At 43.2% G+C, this 20782-nt stretch carries 12 protein-coding genes; 1 reads left to right on the top strand and 11 read right to left on the bottom strand.

Translation table 11 applies throughout. From position 1 onward, the window contains the following. Positions 1-47 precede the first annotated feature (47 nt). Positions 48-2684 (bottom strand): alanine--tRNA ligase, encoded by a 2637-nt coding sequence (gene alaS / locus BUB93_RS00675; RefSeq protein ID WP_073269136.1) that lies wholly within the window; start codon positions 2682-2684, stop codon positions 48-50. A 322-nt stretch (positions 2685-3006) separates the two neighbouring features. Beyond that, entirely contained in the window at positions 3007-4098 is a 1092-nt protein-coding gene (locus BUB93_RS00670; RefSeq protein WP_073269135.1) for an AI-2E family transporter, read from the bottom strand. A gap of 244 nt (positions 4099-4342) precedes the next feature. On the opposite strand from BUB93_RS00670, the gene BUB93_RS00665 reads away from it, so the two are divergent. Next, a complete protein-coding gene (locus BUB93_RS00665; protein ID WP_073269134.1) occupies positions 4343-7411 on the top strand; it encodes a transglycosylase domain-containing protein in 3069 nt (1022 codons plus the stop codon). Positions 7412-7451: 40 nt separating this feature from the next. Here the strand turns inward: BUB93_RS00665 and thiI are convergent, their stop codons facing one another. The 9 genes from thiI to BUB93_RS00620 all read right to left on the bottom strand — a co-directional run bounded on the left by thiI (position 7452) and on the right by BUB93_RS00620 (position 20771). After that, on the bottom strand, positions 7452-8627 hold the full coding sequence (gene thiI, locus BUB93_RS00660) for a tRNA uracil 4-sulfurtransferase ThiI (RefSeq protein ID WP_073269133.1): 1176 nt from the start codon (positions 8625-8627) through the stop codon (positions 7452-7454). Between the two features lies 1 nt (position 8628). Further along, complete coding sequence (locus BUB93_RS00655) at positions 8629-9786, bottom strand: cysteine desulfurase family protein (RefSeq protein WP_073269132.1); 1158 nt, start codon at positions 9784-9786, stop codon at positions 8629-8631. 18 nt (positions 9787-9804) lie between these two features. Beyond that, positions 9805-10929 carry an NHL repeat-containing protein gene (locus BUB93_RS00650; protein WP_073269131.1) on the bottom strand — a complete coding sequence of 375 codons (1125 nt, stop codon included), beginning with the start codon at positions 10927-10929 and terminating at the stop codon, positions 9805-9807. A 48-nt stretch (positions 10930-10977) separates the two neighbouring features. Beyond that, a complete protein-coding gene (locus tag BUB93_RS00645) occupies positions 10978-11157 on the bottom strand; it encodes a hypothetical protein (RefSeq protein WP_073269130.1) in 180 nt (59 codons plus the stop codon). Between the two features lie 5 nt (positions 11158-11162). Further along, positions 11163-11705 carry a dCTP deaminase gene (gene dcd, locus BUB93_RS00640; protein WP_341465268.1) on the bottom strand — a complete coding sequence of 181 codons (543 nt, stop codon included), beginning with the start codon at positions 11703-11705 and terminating at the stop codon, positions 11163-11165. A 76-nt stretch (positions 11706-11781) separates the two neighbouring features. After that, the gene (locus BUB93_RS00635) at positions 11782-14148 is read right to left on the bottom strand and encodes an endonuclease MutS2 (protein WP_073269129.1); all 2367 of its coding nucleotides are present in this window, start codon (positions 14146-14148) and stop codon (positions 11782-11784) included. Between the two features lie 2 nt (positions 14149-14150). Next, positions 14151-16538 (bottom strand): U32 family peptidase, encoded by a 2388-nt coding sequence (locus BUB93_RS00630; RefSeq protein WP_073269128.1) that lies wholly within the window; start codon positions 16536-16538, stop codon positions 14151-14153. Continuing rightward, positions 16535-17791, bottom strand: a complete 1257-nt coding sequence (locus BUB93_RS00625) for a D-alanyl-D-alanine carboxypeptidase family protein (RefSeq protein ID WP_159432044.1) — start codon at positions 17789-17791, stop codon at positions 16535-16537. The genes BUB93_RS00630 and BUB93_RS00625 overlap by 4 nt, the downstream gene beginning before the upstream one ends. 52 nt (positions 17792-17843) lie before the next feature. Further along, a complete protein-coding gene (locus BUB93_RS00620; protein ID WP_073269126.1) occupies positions 17844-20771 on the bottom strand; it encodes an insulinase family protein in 2928 nt (975 codons plus the stop codon). Positions 20772-20782: the final 11 nt, after the last annotated feature.

Raw genomic sequence — 20782 nt, 5'->3', positions numbered from 1 at the left:
AATTACAAGCTATTTTTTAGGGTCTGCCAGACATTTGAGAATGTTTATCAACCCAGCTGATTTTGCATAACTTCTTTGGCTTTTTCAAGGGCTTCCTTGATTTTAGAAGAATCTTTTCCTCCGGCTTGAGCCATGTCAGGCCTTCCGCCACCGCCGCCACCGGTTACTGATGCGGCTTCTTTAACAAGCTTGCCGGCATGGAATCCCTTGGCTACGGCGTCCTTTGTGCCCATCACTACGATGTTGACCTTTCCATCCTTATCACCTGCGGCAACTACCACGCCTTGGATCTTGTCTCTTAATCCGTCAGCAAGATTTCTAAGGTCTTCCATCTCATAGCCGGATGCTTCTATAGCCAGGAACCTGACAGTGTTTATTTCCTCTACCTTGTTTACATACTCATCAGCGGCATTTTTGTTAAGCTGCTGCTTCAGGGCGCTTAATTCTTTTTCCAATGTCTTGTTAGCCCCATAGATGTCTTCTATCCTTTGAATCATGTTCTCCGGTGTCGCTTTAAGGGCGGCTGCAGTCTGCTTCAAGGTATTTTCCAGTTTGTCCACATACTTAAGTGTATTTATCCCAGTGACTCCCTCTATCCTTCTGACTCCTGATGCCACTCCGTTTTCAGATACGATTTTGAATAAGCCTATCTGGCTGACGTTGTCTAAGTGGGTTCCTCCACAAAGCTCCATGCTGTAGTCATCTATTTTTACCACTCTTACCGTATCGCCGTACTTTTCACCAAAAAGTGCAGTAGCTCCCAGCTTTTGCGCAGATTCGATATCGGTTTCGAACTTTTCTATCTCCATTGACTTTTGTATAGCCTGGTTTATCCTCTTCTCCACCTTGGAGATTTCTTCTGCAGTCATCTTTTCAAAGTGATTAAAGTCAAACCTGAATTTATATGGATCTACAAGGGAGCCAGCCTGCTCTACGTGAGAACCCAATACGTCTTTTAGCGTTTTGTGAAGAAGGTGCGTCGCAGTGTGGTTTCTCGCTATGGACATCCTATTGGTCCTATCCACTACGCAGTGAACCTTTTCTCCCACCTTTAAGCTTCCCCTTGTGATTTTACCGTAATGAATGTGTCTGCCAAGGCTTCCCTTTTTACAGTCAGTGATCTTGATGTCACAATCTCCGGTGCTTATGCTTCCGATATCACCTACCTGACCTCCGCTTTCTGCATAAAAGGGCGTCTTATCAAGAACCAGCAATATTTCACTGCCTTCAGCAGCAGATATGGCTTCGGAACCTTCAACCACTAGGCCTAAAACTGTACTGTGGCTGTCCATAAAGTCATATCCTAGGAATTCAGTAAGGGCGTTTGATCCGAGAAATGCAAAGGGATCTTCTCCCCATGCGCCGATTTCTTTTTCCAGCCTTGCCTTCCTTGCCCTATCCTTTTGCTTTTGCATCTCTTCGTGGAACTTGTCCTCATCAACATCCATGCCGGATTCTTCCAGGATATCTCTGGTTAGATCCAGGGGGAATCCAAAGGTGTCATATAACTTGAAGGCAGCTTCTCCTGAGAGGATATTTTCCTCCCTGGATTTTAGATTTTTTATTTCCTCTTCCAAGATCGATAATCCTTGATCTATGGTTTCTTGGAATTTTTCTTCTTCTATTCTTATTACCTTTGCTATATAGTCCTTCTTTTCTGAAAGCTCGGGATAAGCTTCTCCGGACATTTTTTCAACTTCCTTTGAAAGCTCGGATAAAAACGCTCCTTCGATTCCTAAAAGCTTCCCGTGTCTTGCAGCTCGCCTTAAGAGCCTTCTGAGCACGTAGCCTCTTCCCTCGTTGCTTGGAAGCACTCCGTCACCTACCATGAAGCTAACGCTTCGAATATGATCGGTTATGACACGCACAGATATGTCCATCTTTTCATCCTTATTGTAGGAGATGCCTGCCAATGAGCAAATGGTGTCCAATACATGCTTTATGGTGTCCACTTCGAATATAGTATCGACGCTTTGCATTATTGTGGCCATTCTCTCAAGTCCCATGCCGGTATCGATGTTTGGGTTTTCAAGAGGGTTGTAATTACCGCCTTCGTCCTTGTCAAATTGGGTGAATACGAGGTTCCAGAACTCTATGTATCTATCGCATTCGCAGCCAACGGCGCAGTTCGGATCGTCGCAGCCGTATTTTTCACCTCTGTCAAAATAGATCTCAGAGCATGGTCCACAGGGCCCGAGACCATGCTCCCAAAAGTTGTCTGCCTTTCCCAGCCTAACGATTTTTTCCGGCTTTAGGCCGACTTCATTATGCCATATATCGAAAGCTTCGTCGTCATCTTCGTATATTGAAACAAACAAAAGCTCCTCTGGTATCTTCATCACTTCTGTAACGAATTCCCACGCCCATGCTATAGCTTCCTTTTTAAAATAGTCTCCAAATGAAAAGTTGCCGAGCATCTCGAAAAAAGTGCCATGCCTGGCTGTCTTTCCTACGTTTTCTATATCCGGAGTACGGATGCACTTTTGGCAAGTAGTCATCCTTTTGCTTGGGGGCATTTCCTCCCCTGTAAAATAAGGCTTCAGCGGGGCCATCCCTGAGTTTATCAACAATAGGCTGTCGTCATTTATCGGAACCAATGGCGCGCTTTTTTTGCGCAGGTGCCCCTTGCTTTCAAAGTAGCTTAAATACATTTCCCTGATTTCGTTAAGTCCAAGCTGTTTCATTGTTTTATCTTCCTCCTATTAAAATGAGATTCTTTTATTTTCACACAAAAAAATCCGCCTCTTGCATGCGCAAGGGACGGACATATCCGCGGTACCACCCTAATTAATCCTTGGGATTCACTTTGACAGGCTTATCGCGCCCTACGGGGATATTTCTAACCCTTGCTCCGGAAGAGCACATCGCATGCCGTTAATTAAAACCTCTCAGCCTGGGGTTTTATCTCTGGGTATTCTGCACAAGCGAAGCATGTTTCCTTCATTGCAATTATTTAAACAATAACTAATTATAAATAAATTTTTGGCGTATGTCAATACGGCCAGATTATTGGCTGTCGCTGTCGAGTATATCATTTGTCCTTACTTCACGCCTGAACTCCAGAAAATAATTGTACATCACTTTTATGGTTCCGGTTATGGGAACACCCAGTATCATCCCTGGTATACCCATGGCGTTTCCAAAGAGCAATACAGAAAACATTACTGAAAGAGGATGCAGTCCCACGCTGTGGGACATTACTTGAGGCGAGATGAATGCTGATTCCACCTGCTGTATTACTACTATGAGCAAGACAACCCATAAAGCGGTCAAAGGTGCGTTCATAAGGGCTAGTATCACTGGGAGGATGCCTCCAAGCCAAGGACCGAAGTAGGGTATTATATTGGTCACCCCTGCAACCAGACCGATTGTCAATGAATAGGGCACCCCTATAAGCCTGCATCCGATTCCGGTCAATATGCCGACAAATGCGGCTATCAGGACCTGCCCCTTTATGAATCCGCCAAACACCTTGTCGATTCTTGAACCTATATCTGTTAACCTGAGTTTTGTATTTTCACTTAACCGCCCCATAGCTCCCCCAAAGAATTTTTCCTTGTCTTTAAGATAGTAAAAGGTAATCAGTGGAGTCATTATGATATTTAAAAGGCTCTTGGTTGACTCCACCAAAGCAGAAGTAAACTGGGACAGGGAGTTGCTAAGCCAGGTTGATATCCTTTCAAACTGGGAATCCAAGTCTAAAAAATCGTATAAACCTTCCGGCATGAGTGCCGGAAAGAAATCCGACTCTCCACTTTTAATATCCGCTACGAACTGCTCCACAAAGGAGAATATACCGGGTATCTCCCTAACAAGAACGGTCACATCCTCCACAAGCTGGGGTATAAAGCTCATGAAAAGCAGGGATATGATGACTATCATGGATAGGAATATTATTATTATGGCCCAGATTCTTTTTATCTTTCTCTTTTCCATGAATTTGACAACCGGGTCCAGCAAATATGACAAGACCAAGGCGTATACGAATGGAGCCATCACATTAATGATAAACCTGCCCAGAATCAAAAACAAGCCTACAGCCAAGACTGCAAATGTGAGGTCTATGGCCAAATATTTTTTGTTTTGCATTATTTTCATCAAATCACCTTTTGTACAATATTTTAGTAATAGTCTAAAAAAATAGTCTAAAAAGATTTTATCACACATAAATCTAAAATACGATTAAAATCAGATTAACCCAACCTTTAGAAAATCTTAATTTATATGTACAAATTATGTCCAAGGATTAGCCAAAAAGTAATAAAAGATTAAAATGATTGATATTTGCGGTCTAATAATATTATAATTATACTTGATAATTTCTAACCAAGGAGGCACAAACATGTCACAAAACTCAAATTCGAAAGACAAGGTTCCCCAGGGTTCTACCAATAATAAAAGAAAAAAGAGAAGCAAAAAACCCCTTACCGGAAAGCAGAAAGCCTTTAAAGCATTGAAATGGTTTGGGATAATCCTGTTGGCATTGATTCTTGTGGGAGGCATAGTGGGTGGAGCTGTAGCCTACTCGTGGATTCAGGATGCGCCTGAGCTTGACATGAGCAGGTTTGAATATATCGAGCCATCGAGAATTTTGGATAAAAACGGAGATTTTTACCAGGAGCTTCAAGGAACTGAAAAACGAGAGATCGTTTCTATTGACGAGATACCCGAAATGGTTCAGTATGCTTTCATATCCATTGAGGATGAACGCTTCAAAACTCATAACGGCGTAGATTTAAGAGGTCTGACCCGAGCCGGCCTGGAAGTATTCAGAACCGGTTCACTAAGCGGGCCAGGAGGCAGCACCATTACCCAGCAGCTTATAAAGCTGACCCATCTGACTCCTGACAAAGCTCTCGAGCGAAAAGTCGTGGAGATGCATCTGGCTAGAGAACTGGAGAAGGTTTATACCAAAGAGCAGATCTTGGAGGCTTATTTAAATAAAATAAACTTCTCTTACGCTTGGGGCGTACAGTCTGCCTCGGAAGTATACTATGGGAAAGACGTTTCAGAAATCACCATAGCCCAGGCGGCTACACTCGCTTCGATAATAGTAAGTCCTGCAAACTACAGGCCTTATATAATAGAAGAACTCGAGGACGGTTCCTTTGGCATAAAGAAGGATGAAGACGGAAAAGTCGCTTACAACGAGCGCAACCAGTCCAGGGCTCTGGCGGTAGTAGCCAAGATGAGAGAGCTTGGCCACATAAGTCAGGAAGAATACGAAATTGCTGTTGAGCAACTGAAAAACAATGATTTCGGCCTTCAAGAACCACCTAAAACCGAAATATATTCTTATTTTACCGATACACTTTATGATCAGATAACCCGGGACCTGCTGGAGTCTGACAATTTCAACTTCACTACAAGAGAAGAAGCTCAAACCTACCTGCTGAATTCAGGCCTTACGATATACTCGACTATAGATCCTGATGTTCAGAAGGTCCTGGATGATAAGTTCAGCGATGACTCCCTGTTCCCAAGACAGTCATCTGTGGCAAGACAGGCTTCTGAAGCAAGGAGCAAGGAGCTTGATGAGGAAATCAACTATACTCCTGAGGCAGCCATGACCATCATCGACAACCAAACCGGCTATGTGGTAGGTCTCATCGGAGGAAGAAGCAAGGAAAGCAGCCGTTCTTTAAACAGGGCTACTCAGAGATTCCAAGTGGGATCATCTACTAAGCCACTGACAGTTTATGCTCCCGGAATAGACAGCAAAAAACTGACCCTTGCCAAAACATATGACGACGTTCCTATACAGATAGGCAGTTGGACGCCCGGCAATGCAGGAGAAAGCAGCTATGCAGGGATGACGACCATCAGAGAAGGCTTGAGAAGATCTAAAAATACGATTGCAGTTCAGGCTCTTTACGATGTAGGAATTGAAACCTCTATTAAATACGCAGAGCTTTTGGGACTGACCATCGAGGAAGATGACAAAAACGCTGCAGCCTTGTCACTTGGAGGATACACCTACGGACAGTCCACTTTGGCCATGGCCAGCGCTTTTAGCACATTCCCCGGTGAAGGAGTGCGAAACGAGCCTATACTTTACACCAAGGTTGAAGATCAAGGAGGAAACGTGGTTCTGGACAACCCACAGGAGAAGATAAGGGTGTTTTCTGAACAGACAGCCTACCTTTTGACAGACGTAATGATGTCAGGAGTGCGAGGGGGCACCACTTCCCTCTCGGTTTCAGGCATGCAGATAGCAGGCAAGACCGGTACCACCAACGACCAGATGCACGCCTGGTTTGCAGGCTATTCCCCTTATTACTCAGCTGCAGTATGGTATGGATACGACCAGAACAAAGTTGTAGCCGGAGGAAGGACATACAACCTTAACATAGGAATATACGGCGGAAGCAAGCCCGGTCCCGCGTCCATGTGGGAACAGGTAATGCGGGAGATACATCAGGGACTTGAAAATAAAAACTTTCCAAGCGCCCCGAGCGGCATAGTCACTGCAAGCGTGGATAGAGTTTCCGGACTTCTCCCTACTGAGCTGACTGCCCAGGACCCAAGGGGTTCTACAGTTATCAGCGAGAAGTTTATATCCGGAACAGTGCCTACAGAATCGGACAACTACCATATTTTAGTTAGGATTGACGTCTCAACCGGGAAGATTGCATCAGATTTTTGTCCTGAACATCTTATTCAGAGCACCGTAAGGATTCTGAAACCGGAAGACAGGTTCCCCGGCAACGTTCAAGCATTAAGAGCTGACTATGTCCCGTCTCCTGAACAAGGGGTTTTAGCTCCGAATATGGACAATATATGCGACGTGCACACGGGCAATACCATAATAGACATCGCCATACTCGGCAACAACGGGGGGACGGTAGACAAGATAGAACTTGATCAGGGAGACAGCACTACGATCAGAGTGCGAGGAGTTACACAAAACGGAGATTATGTAGATGTGCCTGAAGGTCTAAGCGTCAGTGCCGACAGCGGCAGGGTATCAATAGCTTCATCTGGTCAAGGCAACTACACGATTACCGGAATGTCAGGTGGAAGCGGAACCATAACTGCCACTCTCACCTACCAGTACAACGTGACTACAGGCAGCAGGACCGAGACAAAAACATACAGCTATTCGGACACCCTGGGCTATACTGTGAATGAAACAAACCAGCCACCTGAAATTTCTTTTCAGTACAACGGAAGGTCAACTCAAGGGATAGAAATAAACGTGGGCGATAATTTTTCAAGAAACAGCTTAAAGGTTATCGCCACCGACCCCAACGACCATAAGGTTAGCGTATCCGGGCCTGTCATCACTTACAATAACTCCACGGTAAACAACGTAGATACCAGCCAAGCAGGCAGGTACACCCTTACCTATAAAGCCACGGATGCTCTGGGGGCCAGCTCCACCGGTGCATTTACAGTAACAGTCAGATAGTGACTTTAAATAAAAACAGTACCCTCGAGGGGTACTGTTTTTATTTTCCGAAGATCTCCAGCATTTCTGTTTCATCTATAGCCTTGTTCATAAGTTCATTTGCATTTTCAACGAAGGACTCTTCCCTGATTACATTTTCAAGCTTGGGCTTAGTCTGAGGATGCTTTGGAACAAATATCGTGCAGCAATCCTCATAAGGAAGGATAGAAGTCTCAAAGGTTTCGATTTCTTCAGCTATTGCTATTATCTCGTTTTTATCCATCCCGATGACAGGCCTGAATACGGGAAGATCAGTTGCCGAATCAGTAACCATCAAGCTCTCTAAAGTCTGGCTGGCAACCTGTCCTACGCTTTCCCCTGTTATTAAAGCCATTGCCTTGTTTCTCTTCGCTATTTCAGTGGCTATCTTCATCATGTACCTTCTCATGATAAGGGTTGAGTAGCGTTCGTTGCAATGCTCCCCTATGGCAAGCTGCAGGTCTGTAAAGGGCACTATGTAGAGCTTTACCCTGCCGGAGTACCTTGCCACTATTTCCATAAGCCTTATTACCTTATCTCTGGCACGTTCGCTGGTATATGGATACGAATGAAAGTGGACTGCAATCAGGTTTACTCCTCTTTTAGCGATCATATATCCTGCAACAGGACTGTCTATTCCCCCGGATATCAAAAGTGCCGCTTTGCCTCCCGTACCCACGGGCAGGCCTCCCTTACCCTGCATAATGCTTGTGTACATATAAGTCTTTTCCCTAACCTCCAGGTACAAGACCATATCCGGATTATGTACGTCAACGTCAAGCTCGGGAAACTCACTCAAGATAAATCCGCCTAGCTCTCCGTTTATCTGTGGAGATGTCAAGGGAAATTTCTTGTCCCCTCTCCTGGCGTTTACCTTGAATGTCTTGGGTTCGCTTAAGTCGATCTCATTTTTTACCAGGATATTTGCTGTGCTCTTGATTGTCTCCATATCGCTTTCAACCCTGGTAGCCACGCTTATGGAGGCTATGCCGAATATCCTCAAAAGGGATTTGCATGCTCTGTCGATGTCCTTTTCTTCCACTCTAAGAACAAATCTTCCCTGGATTTTTTCCATCTTCTTGTACTCTAAATACTTCAAGCTGTCCTTTATATTTCGTATCAATGTATCTACAAAAAAGGATTTGTTGAGGCCTTTCAAACTAATTTCTCCGTATCTGATCAATATGATTTTTTCCAAATTATTTCCTCCTGGTAAACCTTCTGATTTTTTCTGCTCCTGACTTTATGGCACTAAGGCAAATATCTACTTCCTCCAAGGTGTTGTGCTTTGAAAAGCTGACCCTCAATGTGCCATCGATATACTCTTTTTCAACCCCCATTGCTTTTAGCACATGGCTTGCAGTATTTTTCTTGGATGAGCATGCAGAGCCTGTAGAGATGAAAATGCCCTGCTTTTCCAAGGAATGAAGGAGTATTTCCGATTTGACGTCCTTAAAAGAGATGCTGATTATATTAGCAATGAAGTTTTCGCCTGCAGGGCTGTTTACTATAGTATCCGGGATGTCCTTTAGCGCTCTTTTTATAAACGACTTTTTAAGCTTATTAAAATGCTCCAGTCCTTCATGGACTGAAAAAGTTTCTGCCACATTTCCGAAGCCGGCAATTCCCGGAACATTTTCAGTACCGGATCTTAATGCCTTTTCTTGTCCTCCCCCTTTAATCAATGGGTTTATAGACAGTCCTTTTTTTATGTAAACTCCCCCAACACCTTTCGGCCCGTGCATTTTATGGGCACTAAAGGTGATCATATCCAGATTTGAATCCGTGGGATTGATATCCATCTTTCCAAATGCCTGTACACAGTCCGAATGGTACAGCGCATATCTTGACTTCTTTCTGATCAACCTGCCGACAGCCTTCATATCCTGGATGCTTCCGACTTCGTTGTTAACCATCATGATGCTCACCAGTATGGTTTCCTGGGTTAAAGCCTCTTCCAACTGATCTGTTATGATCTGGCCCTTTCTGTCAACGTCTAAAAACACTACATCCATTCCCATTGCCTGGTAATTTTTAAAAAGCTCCAGAACCGAAGGATGTTCAATTTTTGTAGTTATTATCCTGTTTCCTTTTTTTCTGCCCTTTTCCACTGCGCCTCTGATTAAAAAGTTGTTTCCTTCACTTCCTCCTGAAGTAAAGAAAATTTCGTTTTTATTTACGCCAAGCCTCCCGGCGATTATTTCACGGCTATTTTCAACAGCTTTTTCCGCTTCCACCCCCATGGAATGCAGGGAGGATGGGTTTCCATAGGATTCTCTGTGGTAGCGGTTCATGATTTCAATGGCAGAATCATCCACTTTCGTGGTGGCGCTGTTGTCAAAATAAATTATTTTCATTTTTTCACTCCAATTACGTTAATTCTTTTTGTCTATAATATAAGTATCGCCGTTAGAATTGAATACTATGGTATCTTCGTAAAGGTATATCTGGGAGGGTGAACCTGTAAATATGGTAGCTATGGTATCCTCTCTGCTTCCAGCGTAATGCTTTAACTCCACTAGCTTTGGATATCTTTGGTCAGGCTCAGGCGGATTTTCAACGGTTATGAAATCCCTGTCGTCATTGATGCTCTTAAAGAGAATTATATCCCTGTTTTTAATCCTGGAAGTGTATATATATTCCGTAGATGTGTTGAAGGTCCTGTATGTCTTTGTCTCTACCAGCCCTTCTTCGTTTGTCGACCGTTTTATATGCCTAAGTATGATATTGCCTGTATTGGACTGATCCACGTATTCTACAGTATCTCCATAATCATTAGATGTTATGTTTCGTATGCGTCCGTTTGAGAGGTCCACATAGACAAAATCTATGCTGCTTGCAGACACGCTGCCCTCTTCGCCTTGAATCGCCTCTGAGCTCTCAGCCAGGGCGTAAAGCCTGAACCTAGTTAAATAAAGTGGTCGGGTCACTACAAAGCCTTCGTTCTCATCAAAAGGTACCACCCTAGTATTTAAGCTTGAATCCACCAGAACCGTTTTGTATTCATCTTCGTCAATCAGGCTTATAAGGATGCTGCCCCCATCTCTTGATAGTATATAGCTTCTTATTATTTCGTCACTTTCTCTTTCATACACAAGCACCTCCCCATCCCCTGATGGAGATACTTTATAAATGCCGTTGTCGTTTTCGTATGCTATAATGGATTTGTTTTGAGATACTTGGGGATTCCACCCTTGTTGGGCGATAACGTTGACCTCTTCCGTTTCCATATCGTATACCATTAGCTGATTTTCTCCCGATAAGAGCACCGTGGAGGAATTGATTATTTCAGCTATGTCTCCATGCATCGTCTTTCTTTCCACCACGTAATTATCCCCATCTACGATATCCACGCTTTCGAAAGCGCTTTCAAGGCTTTGCACTTCATCCTCGGTCATGTCGACTTCTTCCCCATCGATTTGATCTGCCGATGGGGAGCAGGCAGCTAAAACAATAATCAGGCTAGCTGACAAAAGGCAGAGGGTAAATTTTTTAATCATATCTATTCAATCCCTTACTTCGTATTTAAGTCAGATTATCCAAAAGGTCTATCTGCTTTTTTTCATTTTTTTCTGTATTTTTTTATACTGGTAGTATGTTCCCTTAACCCCGTTTCGCTTAAGGCTCATGGTTATTTTATGATTGGTCTCTATATAGAATTTAACGAACACTCCCACTACCACCAGAGAAAACCCCGCCAAGAAAATCGTGCCCACTATATTAGTCATCTTTTTTAAATATCCTTATCCAAATAAACTCGACTGCCTACAGGCTTTGTCTGTCCCTGGTATTTTCCTTTGTACGGATTAAGGGCGTACTGATCCATTGATGCAAATACCAGCTGGCAGACTCTCCTGTCGCTTTGCAGCTTGATGGGCAGGCGATTTGCGTTGTAGAGCTCCAGAGTTATCTCACCTTCAAAACCCGGATCGACCCAGCCCGCATTTTGTATGAAAAGTCCCATTCTTCCTATGGAGCTGCGTCCTTCAACGAAGGCCGTTAGATTTCCGGGAAGCTTAATGTATTCCTTGGTGGTCGCCAGCAAAAAAGAATGGGGCGGTATTACTACCTCGTCGCATTCAAATGAGATATATTTTATTTCATCTGTCATGCTCATATGCTCGATTCTGTTCTCGTCGAGCTTTAAGAAGTGGTTGCCCAGCCTGATGTCAACTGAGGCCGGTTGTATCTGCTCAGGGGTTATAGGGTCTATAACAAGCTCTCTCGTACTTAGAAGCTCTAATATTTTTTTATCTGATAAGATCATTTTCATCATGCCTTTCAAAATATTTTCCAGTATATTATACTATATTTTTCTTTCTTTATACCTTAATGGCTTAAGTTAATTCAAATTATTTCAAATTGACGATGGTGGCTCCGTCTCCTCCTTCGCCATAGCCTCCATATCGGAAATCCTCTACGTGCTTGTTTCTCTTTAAAAGCTGTTGTATGGCGTTTCTTAAAACTCCTGTCCCCTTGCCGTGGACTATGGTTACCATCTTCAGGTTGGCAAGAGATGCATCATCCAGGTACTTTTCTACATCGAGTATAGCCTCTTCTGCAGTAGTTCCCCTTATATCTATTGAGGATTTAATTCCAGCAGCTTTTCTCGCTATGCTCTTGGTGCTATAGCTTTTCTTCTCCTCTTCCACTTCGATAGGAATGAGGTCTCTTTGATTTACTCTAAGCTTCATTATTCCTGCTTCTACCATTATGTTTCCGTCCTTGTCCGCTTCAGACAAGGCACTGGCTTTTTGGTTCATGCTTTTTATCAGCACCCAGTCACCCGGGCGTATCTTTTTAGCAGCCTTTTTATTGGTAAAACTGCCGGATTTTTCGATGCCACTGTAAAGGGAGTCCTCTTTTTCCTTGAGGCTTTTCCTCATGGCTTCCAGATCCTTGAAAGAAGATTTAGCAGCATCAGACTTAATTCGCTGCATTTCCTTGATTATCTCGCCTGCTTCTTCCTTTGCATCCCTGATGATGTCTGCAGCTTCCTGCCTGGCTTGATTTTTAATAAGTTGCCTGTTTTCGTCCAAGAGTATTTTCTCTTGCTTGTTAAGCTCCAAGAGCCTCTCGTTTTCCAGTTTCATGGAATTTATCCTGGCGAGCTCCTCTTCAGACTTTTTCTTGTTGTCTTGAATCTCCTTTATTATGTCTTCAAAGTGCAGCGCTTCTTCGCTTAAATACTTGCCTGCATTTTCTATTATCCTTTGGTTCAATCCAAGTCTTTTTGAGATTTCAAAGGCGTTGCTCTTTCCCGGTATCCCAATTGTCAGCCTGTAAGTGGGGCTTAGGGTATTAACATCGAATTCAACGCTGGCATTTTCCATCCCTTCAGCGGAAATGGCATATTGCTTAAGCTCGCTGTAATGAGTAGTAACCAGTGCATAAACATTTTTTTGATGCAGATGATCCAATATCGACATGGCAAGGGCGGCGCCTTCAACAGGATCCGTTCCTGCTCCTAGCTCGTCGAAGAGGACCAGGCTGTTATCGTCAGCCTTATCCACGATTTCCACAATATTAGTCATATGAGATGAAAATGTGCTCAGGCTCTGTTCGATGCTCTGTTCGTCTCCTATATCCGCATAGACGCTTTTAAAGACGCATATCTCGCTGTTGTCCTTTACCGGGATGAACATTCCTGCCTGAGTCATCAGACACAAAAGACCGGTAGTCTTCAGCGCTACGGTCTTGCCTCCTGTATTTGGACCGGTCACTATGAGTATATTGAAATCCCCACCCAACCTTATATCTGAAGCTACCACTTCTTCCTTTGGTATCAAAGGATGCCTGCAGCCTTTTAAATCTAGTACCTTTCCGTCGCTGAGGGTTGGCCTGGTTGCATTTATGTCCAAAGCATACCTGCTTTTGGCTATAATGACATCCAGCCTGGTCATGATATCGTAGTCAAATGCCAGGGACGTCTCGTTTTCTCCAACCTTTAAAGTCAGCTCCAGAAGTATCTTCTCTATTTCCCGTCCTTCTTCTATCCTCAAGGTTCGTATGGAATTATTAAGCTCGACTATGGCCATGGGCTCTATAAAAAGCGTTGCGCCGCTTGATGACTGGTCATGGACTATGCCTGGTACAGCTCCTCTGGATTCCTGCTTTACAGGTATCACGAACCTGTCCTGTCTGATGGTCACGATGCTTTCTTGTAGATGCTTCTGGTAACTGGGAGAAGATATCATTGAATTGAGCTTTTCTCTTATCTGATGGTTCTTTCTGTTTATCTCTTTTCTTATCCTGAACAAATCAGGACTCGCGCTATCGCTTATTTCTTCTTCGGATATCACAGTCTTTTCGATATCTCGCCTAAGACCACTTAGACTGTCTATGGAAGAGACCATCTGGTACAGATCAGGCAATATCTGTTCCCAGTTTTCTATTTCTTCAAAATACCTTTTAACTTCCCACATGATCTTTAAAAAATCCCTGATTCTAATGAACTCTTTAAGAGTCAATATGGATTGCATCCTTGACTTCTTCAAGGAATATCTGATGTCCGCAAAAGGGGCGATGGGAGCATTTCCATTTTTTAAAAGAGCTATCGTTCCCTGATCCGTAAGCTCAAGCATGTCCTGGATCTCTTCCTTGTCTATTGAAGGAAGAATGCTTTTGATCTCATTTTTTCCCGTTTCACTTGCGGCGTAGGTAGACAATATATCAGTAATCTTGTTAAATTCAAGGACTCTCAATGTCTTTTGATTCATTCTTATAATACACCTCGTTTAAAATGACCTTTTGTCAGATCTGATCTATACTTGCCATAGTACTCTCCGTGAGAGTATTTTCCATTCATAGCTTGTGAATAGGCGTCAGCAAGATCATGGATCTCATCCGGATTTTCTAAAATTCCGTCAATTCTTAGTTTCTTCATCATGCCGAGCTCAGAAATTTCATCTGCTAGAAACAGCCTCTTAGAATTAAAGACATGGGTTCTGCCAAAATCGTCGATTACTGCAGGAAATCTAAAACCCATTGAATCTTCCAGTACCAGGGATCTTTCTTTGCCGTCTCCCACCAGATCATACTGGAGTATCATAAGCTCCTTGTTGCCGTGAACCACAAGACTTATGTCCATTCCCTTTGGAGGAGTAAACCCCGACAGCTCCCCAAGGTTGAGCTCAGGTGAAAGGTATGCATTTTTTACATTCCACTTTTTAAGCTGATCAAGTGCAAAGGAATTAAAGATATTGAAGGTGTCGTCAGCTTCAATAGGCAAGCCTGATTCCTTAAAAAGTCCAATTCCTTCATAAGAGCTCACCAAAATCCCATCCGGTGCAAGATCTATTATTTTATTCAGGTCTCTTCTTATAATGTCTGCCTGGTTTTTTCTTAGAATCCTGGGGAAGGCAAGCACTATTTCTTTACCGGCGTTTTTGGCCGTATCTATTGCCTTTTCGTATTCCTTAATATCTATTTTCTTGTCCCAACCGTATATAATCTCGTCAACACTGGATAAAGACGCCGCCTTAAGTCCATTCATGTGGGCAACTCTTATGGATAAAGTCTGACGTGAGATCGGTTCTTCCTTCTCATGCCTTTTCAAAGCACAAGGGAAATCAATTTTAACAGTGGGTCTTTTGTAAGAATCAAGTACCTTTTCCATAAGGATATCCATTGCACTTCGTCTAAGCTCATTGATTGATTTTACAGGCATAAATATGTTTTCGTCAATCACCGTTTGGATAGATGAAGGGTAAAAAAACGTATCCTTTATCTTTGAGAGCTGTTCTTCTATCCGTTCCCTTGACAGAGGAGCGTTTTTGGCTGTCTGCACAATTTCCTCCCCTTCTACTCTTATGCATATGTCCCTAAATGAAATACTAAGCCTAGGTTTTTCCCCTTCCCTAAACTCCCCTTTTATTTCAACAGGCTGCTTCCTTTCACCGGCCTTTTCCATCATATCCGCCAATGCCTGTTTTTTAGCCTTATCCCAAGTCTTGTATACCAAGTCCAAAGCTTCAGCTTTTTTCCTAAGACCGATGTAACCTGTTTCTCCTGAGGAGAGTCTTTGGGACTTATTCTTCCGCATATCGTAAAGATCTGACAGTACCTCTCCGAAGGAACCATTTTTTGATTTTATGAAGATTCCATCACCGACTGACATGTCTAAATCTGCTTTTATCTTGTATAGATAACCTTCCTTAGATATTATCCTTGCTGCCTGAACATGTTCCAATCCCTCGTTATCAGAGGTTATCAGCTCCTTTTCATCCGGGCTTTCCTTATAGAGATAACCGAAAGTGAACTTTCTGTTAAATACTTCATTAACACTCAAAGTCTCTTGGCTGATTCTGTTTTCATTTAAAGAATCTATCCGTTTCCTATATGCATCTACCACGGTAAACACATAATCAGGATTTTTTAGCCTCCCCTCAATCTTTAGAGAGTCAACACCCAAAGTCATGATATCCTCCAGGGCATCAAGGGTGTTAAGATCCTTGGGACTGATTATCCTTCCCTTTTTTATTGGGATGTTCTTTTCGTCGTATAGGGCATATTCCTTTCTGCAAGGCTGTGCGCACCTGCCTCTGTTACCGCTTCTTTGCCCTATCATGCTGCTCATGTAACATTGTCCTGAATATGATATGCACATGGCGCCGTGGCAGAATATCTTTATTTCGCAATTTGCGTCTTTTTTTATCCCGCCTATCTCCTCCAGGGTAAGCTCTCTCGCAAGCACCACCCTGTCAAATCCCTCTTCACACAACAGGCTGACACCTGACTGCTCGTGAACAAACATCTGAGTGCTGCTGTGGATGCTCAAGGCGGGAAGATTGTCCTGTAATAGCCTGAAAAGGCCCAAATCCTGTACGATAAGACCGTCTATTCCCTCATTGTATAAAAAAGCGGCTAATTCCAAGGCATCCTTGATTTCAGTTTCCTTTAAAGCTATATTAAGTGCAACGTAGAGCTTGACCCCGTGAATGTGACACAGGGCCAGGCTTTTTTTGATTTCATCGTTATCAAAGTTTTCTCCTCGTTGCCTTGCATTGAATTTCTTGGCTCCTATATATACTCCATCAGCCCCACCACTCACGGCTGCTGTCAAAGCCTCGTATGTACCGGCAGGTGCCAGTATCTCAGGTTTTTTCATCTTTTCTCCATTCTTCTTACAATTACGGCTGCAATTAACAGCGTTAAAAACGCCGCTGCAGCTATAGACAATATTAATGGCAATATTTTTATTTCTTTAAAGCCTTCACTTGCGTAAATAGGTTTTTCAAAGAGAACTTCTCCATCGTAGATGGTGCTAACAGTTCCGATTTCATCACCAGGATCGATCATAGTCTGTACATGGTAAATGCCGTCGACTTCCTTCAGTTTGCTTTCATCAACATTTATTTCAAATGTCACATCAGAGAGGCTTTCCTTTGGAAGAAGATAATAAACTTTTTCTGCATTTACCAACGCAGCTGTCTGAGTCTTTCCGAAATATCCGGTTTTCACCTCTATAACAGCTACCTTTTCTCCCTCATCAAAGGTATCGATATAATCCGTTTCCTCAAAAACAGAGTCCATTAGAAGGAACCCTTCTCTGTAAAGGTTGTTTAAATCACTCCCTAATACTATTCCCACAAGCTCCTTGTCATCCTTAGCTGCGCTGAAAACCAGGCATCTGCCTGCCATGCTGGTAAAACCGGTCTTAACTCCGGTCACGTAGGGGCTGTAATTGGGATTAGTTCCGGAAGAGTACAGATACCATATGTCCTCAAGCCTCTCATGAAGAAATACGTTCGTATTGTAAAATTCGTAAGTGCCATCCTCGCTTCTATAATGTGCCTTAGATACCAAGCTGGCAAGATAATCATTCTCAAGAAACTTCATGGTTATCTTAAGCAAGTCGTAAGCAGTCGTATAGTGCTGATCATGGTGCAAACCATGCGGGTTGACAAAATTCGACCCTTCCAGCCCTAGTTTTTCAGCCTTTTTATTCATCAGCTCTAAAAAATCTTCTAAAGCCCTTTGAGCATCCAGGTTTTCATCACCTGTGGCTATCCTGCCCACATGAACGGCTAGAGCGTTTGCAGCGTCGTTTCCTGAGGGAAGGAGAGTTGCGGCAAGGAGATCCCTTGTGGATATCTCACTTCCCGAAGCTAGGTCTGCCCTGCTGCTGTCAGCTGATATAAAAAGGACTTCCCTTCCCGGAACAACTTTTTCATCCAGATCAACATAATCCATTGCCACCAGCGCTGTCATAAGCTTAGTGGTGCTTGCAGGGTACATCCGAACATGGCTATTTTGACTATACATTATCTCATCTGACTTTACGTCGTATACCAGAGCAGCCCTATCTTGTGGAATATCTACATTTAGACGCCCTTCCCCGAAGGCCACAGATGTCAGCATCAGGGAAGCTATCCATATGAATATTAACTGTCTTATCGTTTTTTTCATCATTTTATTCGAATATGTTTATTATCGTGCCGAAAATTTCTTTCTCGGATTTGATTTTACCTTCATCACCTAAAACGCAGAGATAATTCTTATCCATGGCCGCTTTGATCATATCAGCTGCTGCTTTTACGTCTTTTATATTACACGAGAGGATTTCCTCTCTCTCCTTTTGTATCATTTCATCAGTGACTTTTCTAAAGTAATTCCCTGTTGAATATGAGCCTTTCATGCCTGGAGTCATGGGGGTGTCTACTCCGCTCATGGTTCCAATTATGTATTTGTTCATATCCCCCTCGCTTCCTTCAAAGCTTCTTAAGTACTCGTGTGCCTTGTCGAAAACATTAAGTGTAGCTGACAGGTTCGGGTCTCGATATGATCCCATAAACAAGGATCCATTCCTTCCGATTGAGAAGAAGGCTCCATATGCCCCTCCCTGTACTCTGACCTTGTTCCATAGATAGTCTGTGCTCATGATGAGCTTGACCACCTGCATGGCTCCGGAATAGTCAAATCCAAGTTTTTTGATGTTGTAAGCCTTCCCCACGTACATGACTTTACCGGGGGTGGCGATTCCCTCGTTGAGAGGTCCTTTATTAAAAGTAAGATCCGCCTTTTCCTTGGGAACATCAGAAAGTTTTTCGTAGAAGCTGCTGAGACAATCGGCGAACCTAGAGTATCCTTCATCTCCTCCGGTAATGCTGACGGTCATGCCGTTTACATCCAATATCAACCGGGCAAGCTGCTTCAGCTTATCCATGGCATCTTCCCATTTCTGTTCAAAATCTTTGAACAGTTGAGATATGAATTTGTAAAACTCCAGTCCTGCCATATATTCAACGTACTGGCCGGTATCGCTAAGGTATGACATAACCCTTCCCGATACCACCTTGTGCCCAACGGTCATAAAATCCATCTCCATTTTGGACTTGATGCTTTGAACGACTTCCTTAAGCCGCTGCTTCTCATCAAATCTAGTAAAGAGGGCCATTTCCTCGATCAAGTCAAAAGTTTCTTTCGTCTTGGTCTCAAGAGCTCTCGATTTAACAGAAAATTTGGGGTTGAAATCATCGGGATCATCAACATTGCCGTAGATGTCAAGATCGAAGTCGATGCCTCCCGTGTGTATCTCTATAGCATTGTTGAGCTTTACATAATCGTAGCTTTTTGTCCCCGCTTCTCCCAAATACCTGGTAAGCAGAGAAAGGTATGGTACGTCCTCTTTTGACACATGGGAAACATCAAAATACATGTCCATATAATTTATTCCGTTGGTCTCGAGTTGATGGTACAGTATTTCCGCTTTTTTATGATTCCTCACTTCTAGAGGGACCTTTTCGTGTTCTTTCTTAATGGCCGATACCGGAAGGACCGGGATTTTATCCACGTCTTCTTTTTTATCCGGTGCATTTTGTATATCAATTAGCCAGTTTGTTTCCTCTACCAGCTTGTCAAGGGTCTTCTCATCAAGGCTCTTTTTCACATCTTCAAGGTGGTTTTTGACTTCTTCATCCCTCTTGATTGCCAAAGCCTTCTCAGGCTTTAAGACGACCAAGCTTGAGTGGGGATTGTCCAGGAAGTACTCTTGGATGAGCCTTTCAAAGTATCCGTTTTTAGCTTCCCTTTTCATTTTATCTATATAACCTTGATATTTAAGGTGTATTGATGGATCTTGATCGTGGAGCCAGCTTTCCATGATTTCTATGCCGAAAATCAGACCCTTAGGATAGCTGCCGTGGTCTGCCTCTCTTAGCTTAAATTCTGTAATATTGATGGCTCCTTCCACTACTTCTTCTTCGAGGCCATCTCTAACCAGTTTTTCCAGGGTTTCTTTGACTACTGCTTTGAACTTGTCTTTTTTATCTTCATCTGAGTTCTTCACAACCACGCTGAAAACAGGCTGTAGTATGCTGCCGTCATAGTATCCCCCAACATCTTGACCAATTTGTGCATCCAGCAGAGCCTTGTTAAGGGGCGACGATTGTGCATCCGTCAAGATATGTGTGAGTATGTCAAGAGCCAGGTGCAGTTCGCCGTCTGTGCACCTGTCGGTAACATAATTCAAGGAAAGGAATGTCTTTTCCTTTAGATCTTCAGATTCACCCACCGGATAATTAAACGCAAATTCCTTTTGTCCTTCAAAAGGCTCCTGAACAGAGATTTTCGAATCTATTTCCATGTGGTCAAAATCTGACAGGTAGCTCTCGTCAAGGTACTTAAGATGTGCAAGCACGTCCCCGTCTCCATAGAGGTAAATGAAGCTGTTTGACGGGTGGTAGTACTTTTTATGGAACTCAATGAAATCTTCGTATTTCAAATTGGGAATCTCATCAGGATCCCCACCGGATTCCTTGCCGTAGGGCGTGTCGGGAAACAGCGTCTCCTGGACCTTTCGTCCCAGAACATCTTCCGGGTTTGAGAAAGCTCCTTTCATCTCGTTGTAAACAACGCCATTGTAGGTTATTTCATCATCCTTGTCTTCTATATGGTAGTGCCAGCCTTCCTGCAAAAATATCTCCTTGTGGTCGTAGATCCTTGGATAAAACACAGCATCAAGATATACGTCCATAAGGTTTTCGAAATCCTTGTCGTTCTTGCTGGCCACTGGATACATAGTCTTGTCCGGGAAAGTCATGGCATTTAAAAAAGTATTCAAAGAACCTTTGATAAGCTCTACGAAAGGCTCCTTAACAGGATATTTTCTTGATCCGCACAAAACCGAATGTTCCAAAATATGGGGAAGACCCGTGCTGTCTGCAGGAGGCGTCTTGAAGGTTATGGAAAAAACCTTGTTGTCGTCCTCGTTTGAGAGATAATATAACCTTGCTCCTGTCTTTTCGTGACGAAAGAGTCTCCCTGTTGAATTGCTTTCTTCTATATGCTTTTCATCTACCAGCTTGAAGCCGTGGTATGTCTCGTTGATTTTTAAATTCATGTACTCACTTC

The organism is Alkalibacter saccharofermentans DSM 14828 (assembly GCF_900128885.1).
GTDB lineage: Bacteria > Bacillota > Clostridia > Eubacteriales > Alkalibacteraceae > Alkalibacter > Alkalibacter saccharofermentans.
This window is presented reverse-complemented; position numbering and strand designations above follow the sequence as displayed.

What these genes read in the sequence shown, in the direction of transcription:
- alaS (WP_073269136.1), bottom strand. Translation starts at nt 2,684, where the DNA reads ATGAAACAGCTTGGACTTAACGAAATCAGGGAAATGTATTTAAGCTAC.
- BUB93_RS00670 (WP_073269135.1), bottom strand. Translation starts at nt 4,098, where the DNA reads ATGAAAATAATGCAAAACAAAAAATATTTGGCCATAGACCTCACATTT.
- BUB93_RS00665 (WP_073269134.1), top strand. Translation starts at nt 4,343, where the DNA reads ATGTCACAAAACTCAAATTCGAAAGACAAGGTTCCCCAGGGTTCTACC.
- BUB93_RS00655 (WP_073269132.1), bottom strand. Translation starts at nt 9,786, where the DNA reads ATGAAAATAATTTATTTTGACAACAGCGCCACCACGAAAGTGGATGAT.
- BUB93_RS00650 (WP_073269131.1), bottom strand. Translation starts at nt 10,929, where the DNA reads ATGATTAAAAAATTTACCCTCTGCCTTTTGTCAGCTAGCCTGATTATT.
- BUB93_RS00645 (WP_073269130.1), bottom strand. Translation starts at nt 11,157, where the DNA reads ATGACTAATATAGTGGGCACGATTTTCTTGGCGGGGTTTTCTCTGGTG.
- dcd (WP_341465268.1), bottom strand. Translation starts at nt 11,705, where the DNA reads ATGATGAAAATGATCTTATCAGATAAAAAAATATTAGAGCTTCTAAGT.
- BUB93_RS00635 (WP_073269129.1), bottom strand. Translation starts at nt 14,148, where the DNA reads ATGAATCAAAAGACATTGAGAGTCCTTGAATTTAACAAGATTACTGAT.
- BUB93_RS00630 (WP_073269128.1), bottom strand. Translation starts at nt 16,538, where the DNA reads ATGAAAAAACCTGAGATACTGGCACCTGCCGGTACATACGAGGCTTTG.
- BUB93_RS00625 (WP_159432044.1), bottom strand. Translation starts at nt 17,791, where the DNA reads ATGCTGACATCTGTGGCCTTCGGGGAAGGGCGTCTAAATGTAGATATT.
- BUB93_RS00620 (WP_073269126.1), bottom strand. Translation starts at nt 20,771, where the DNA reads ATGAATTTAAAAATCAACGAGACATACCACGGCTTCAAGCTGGTAGAT.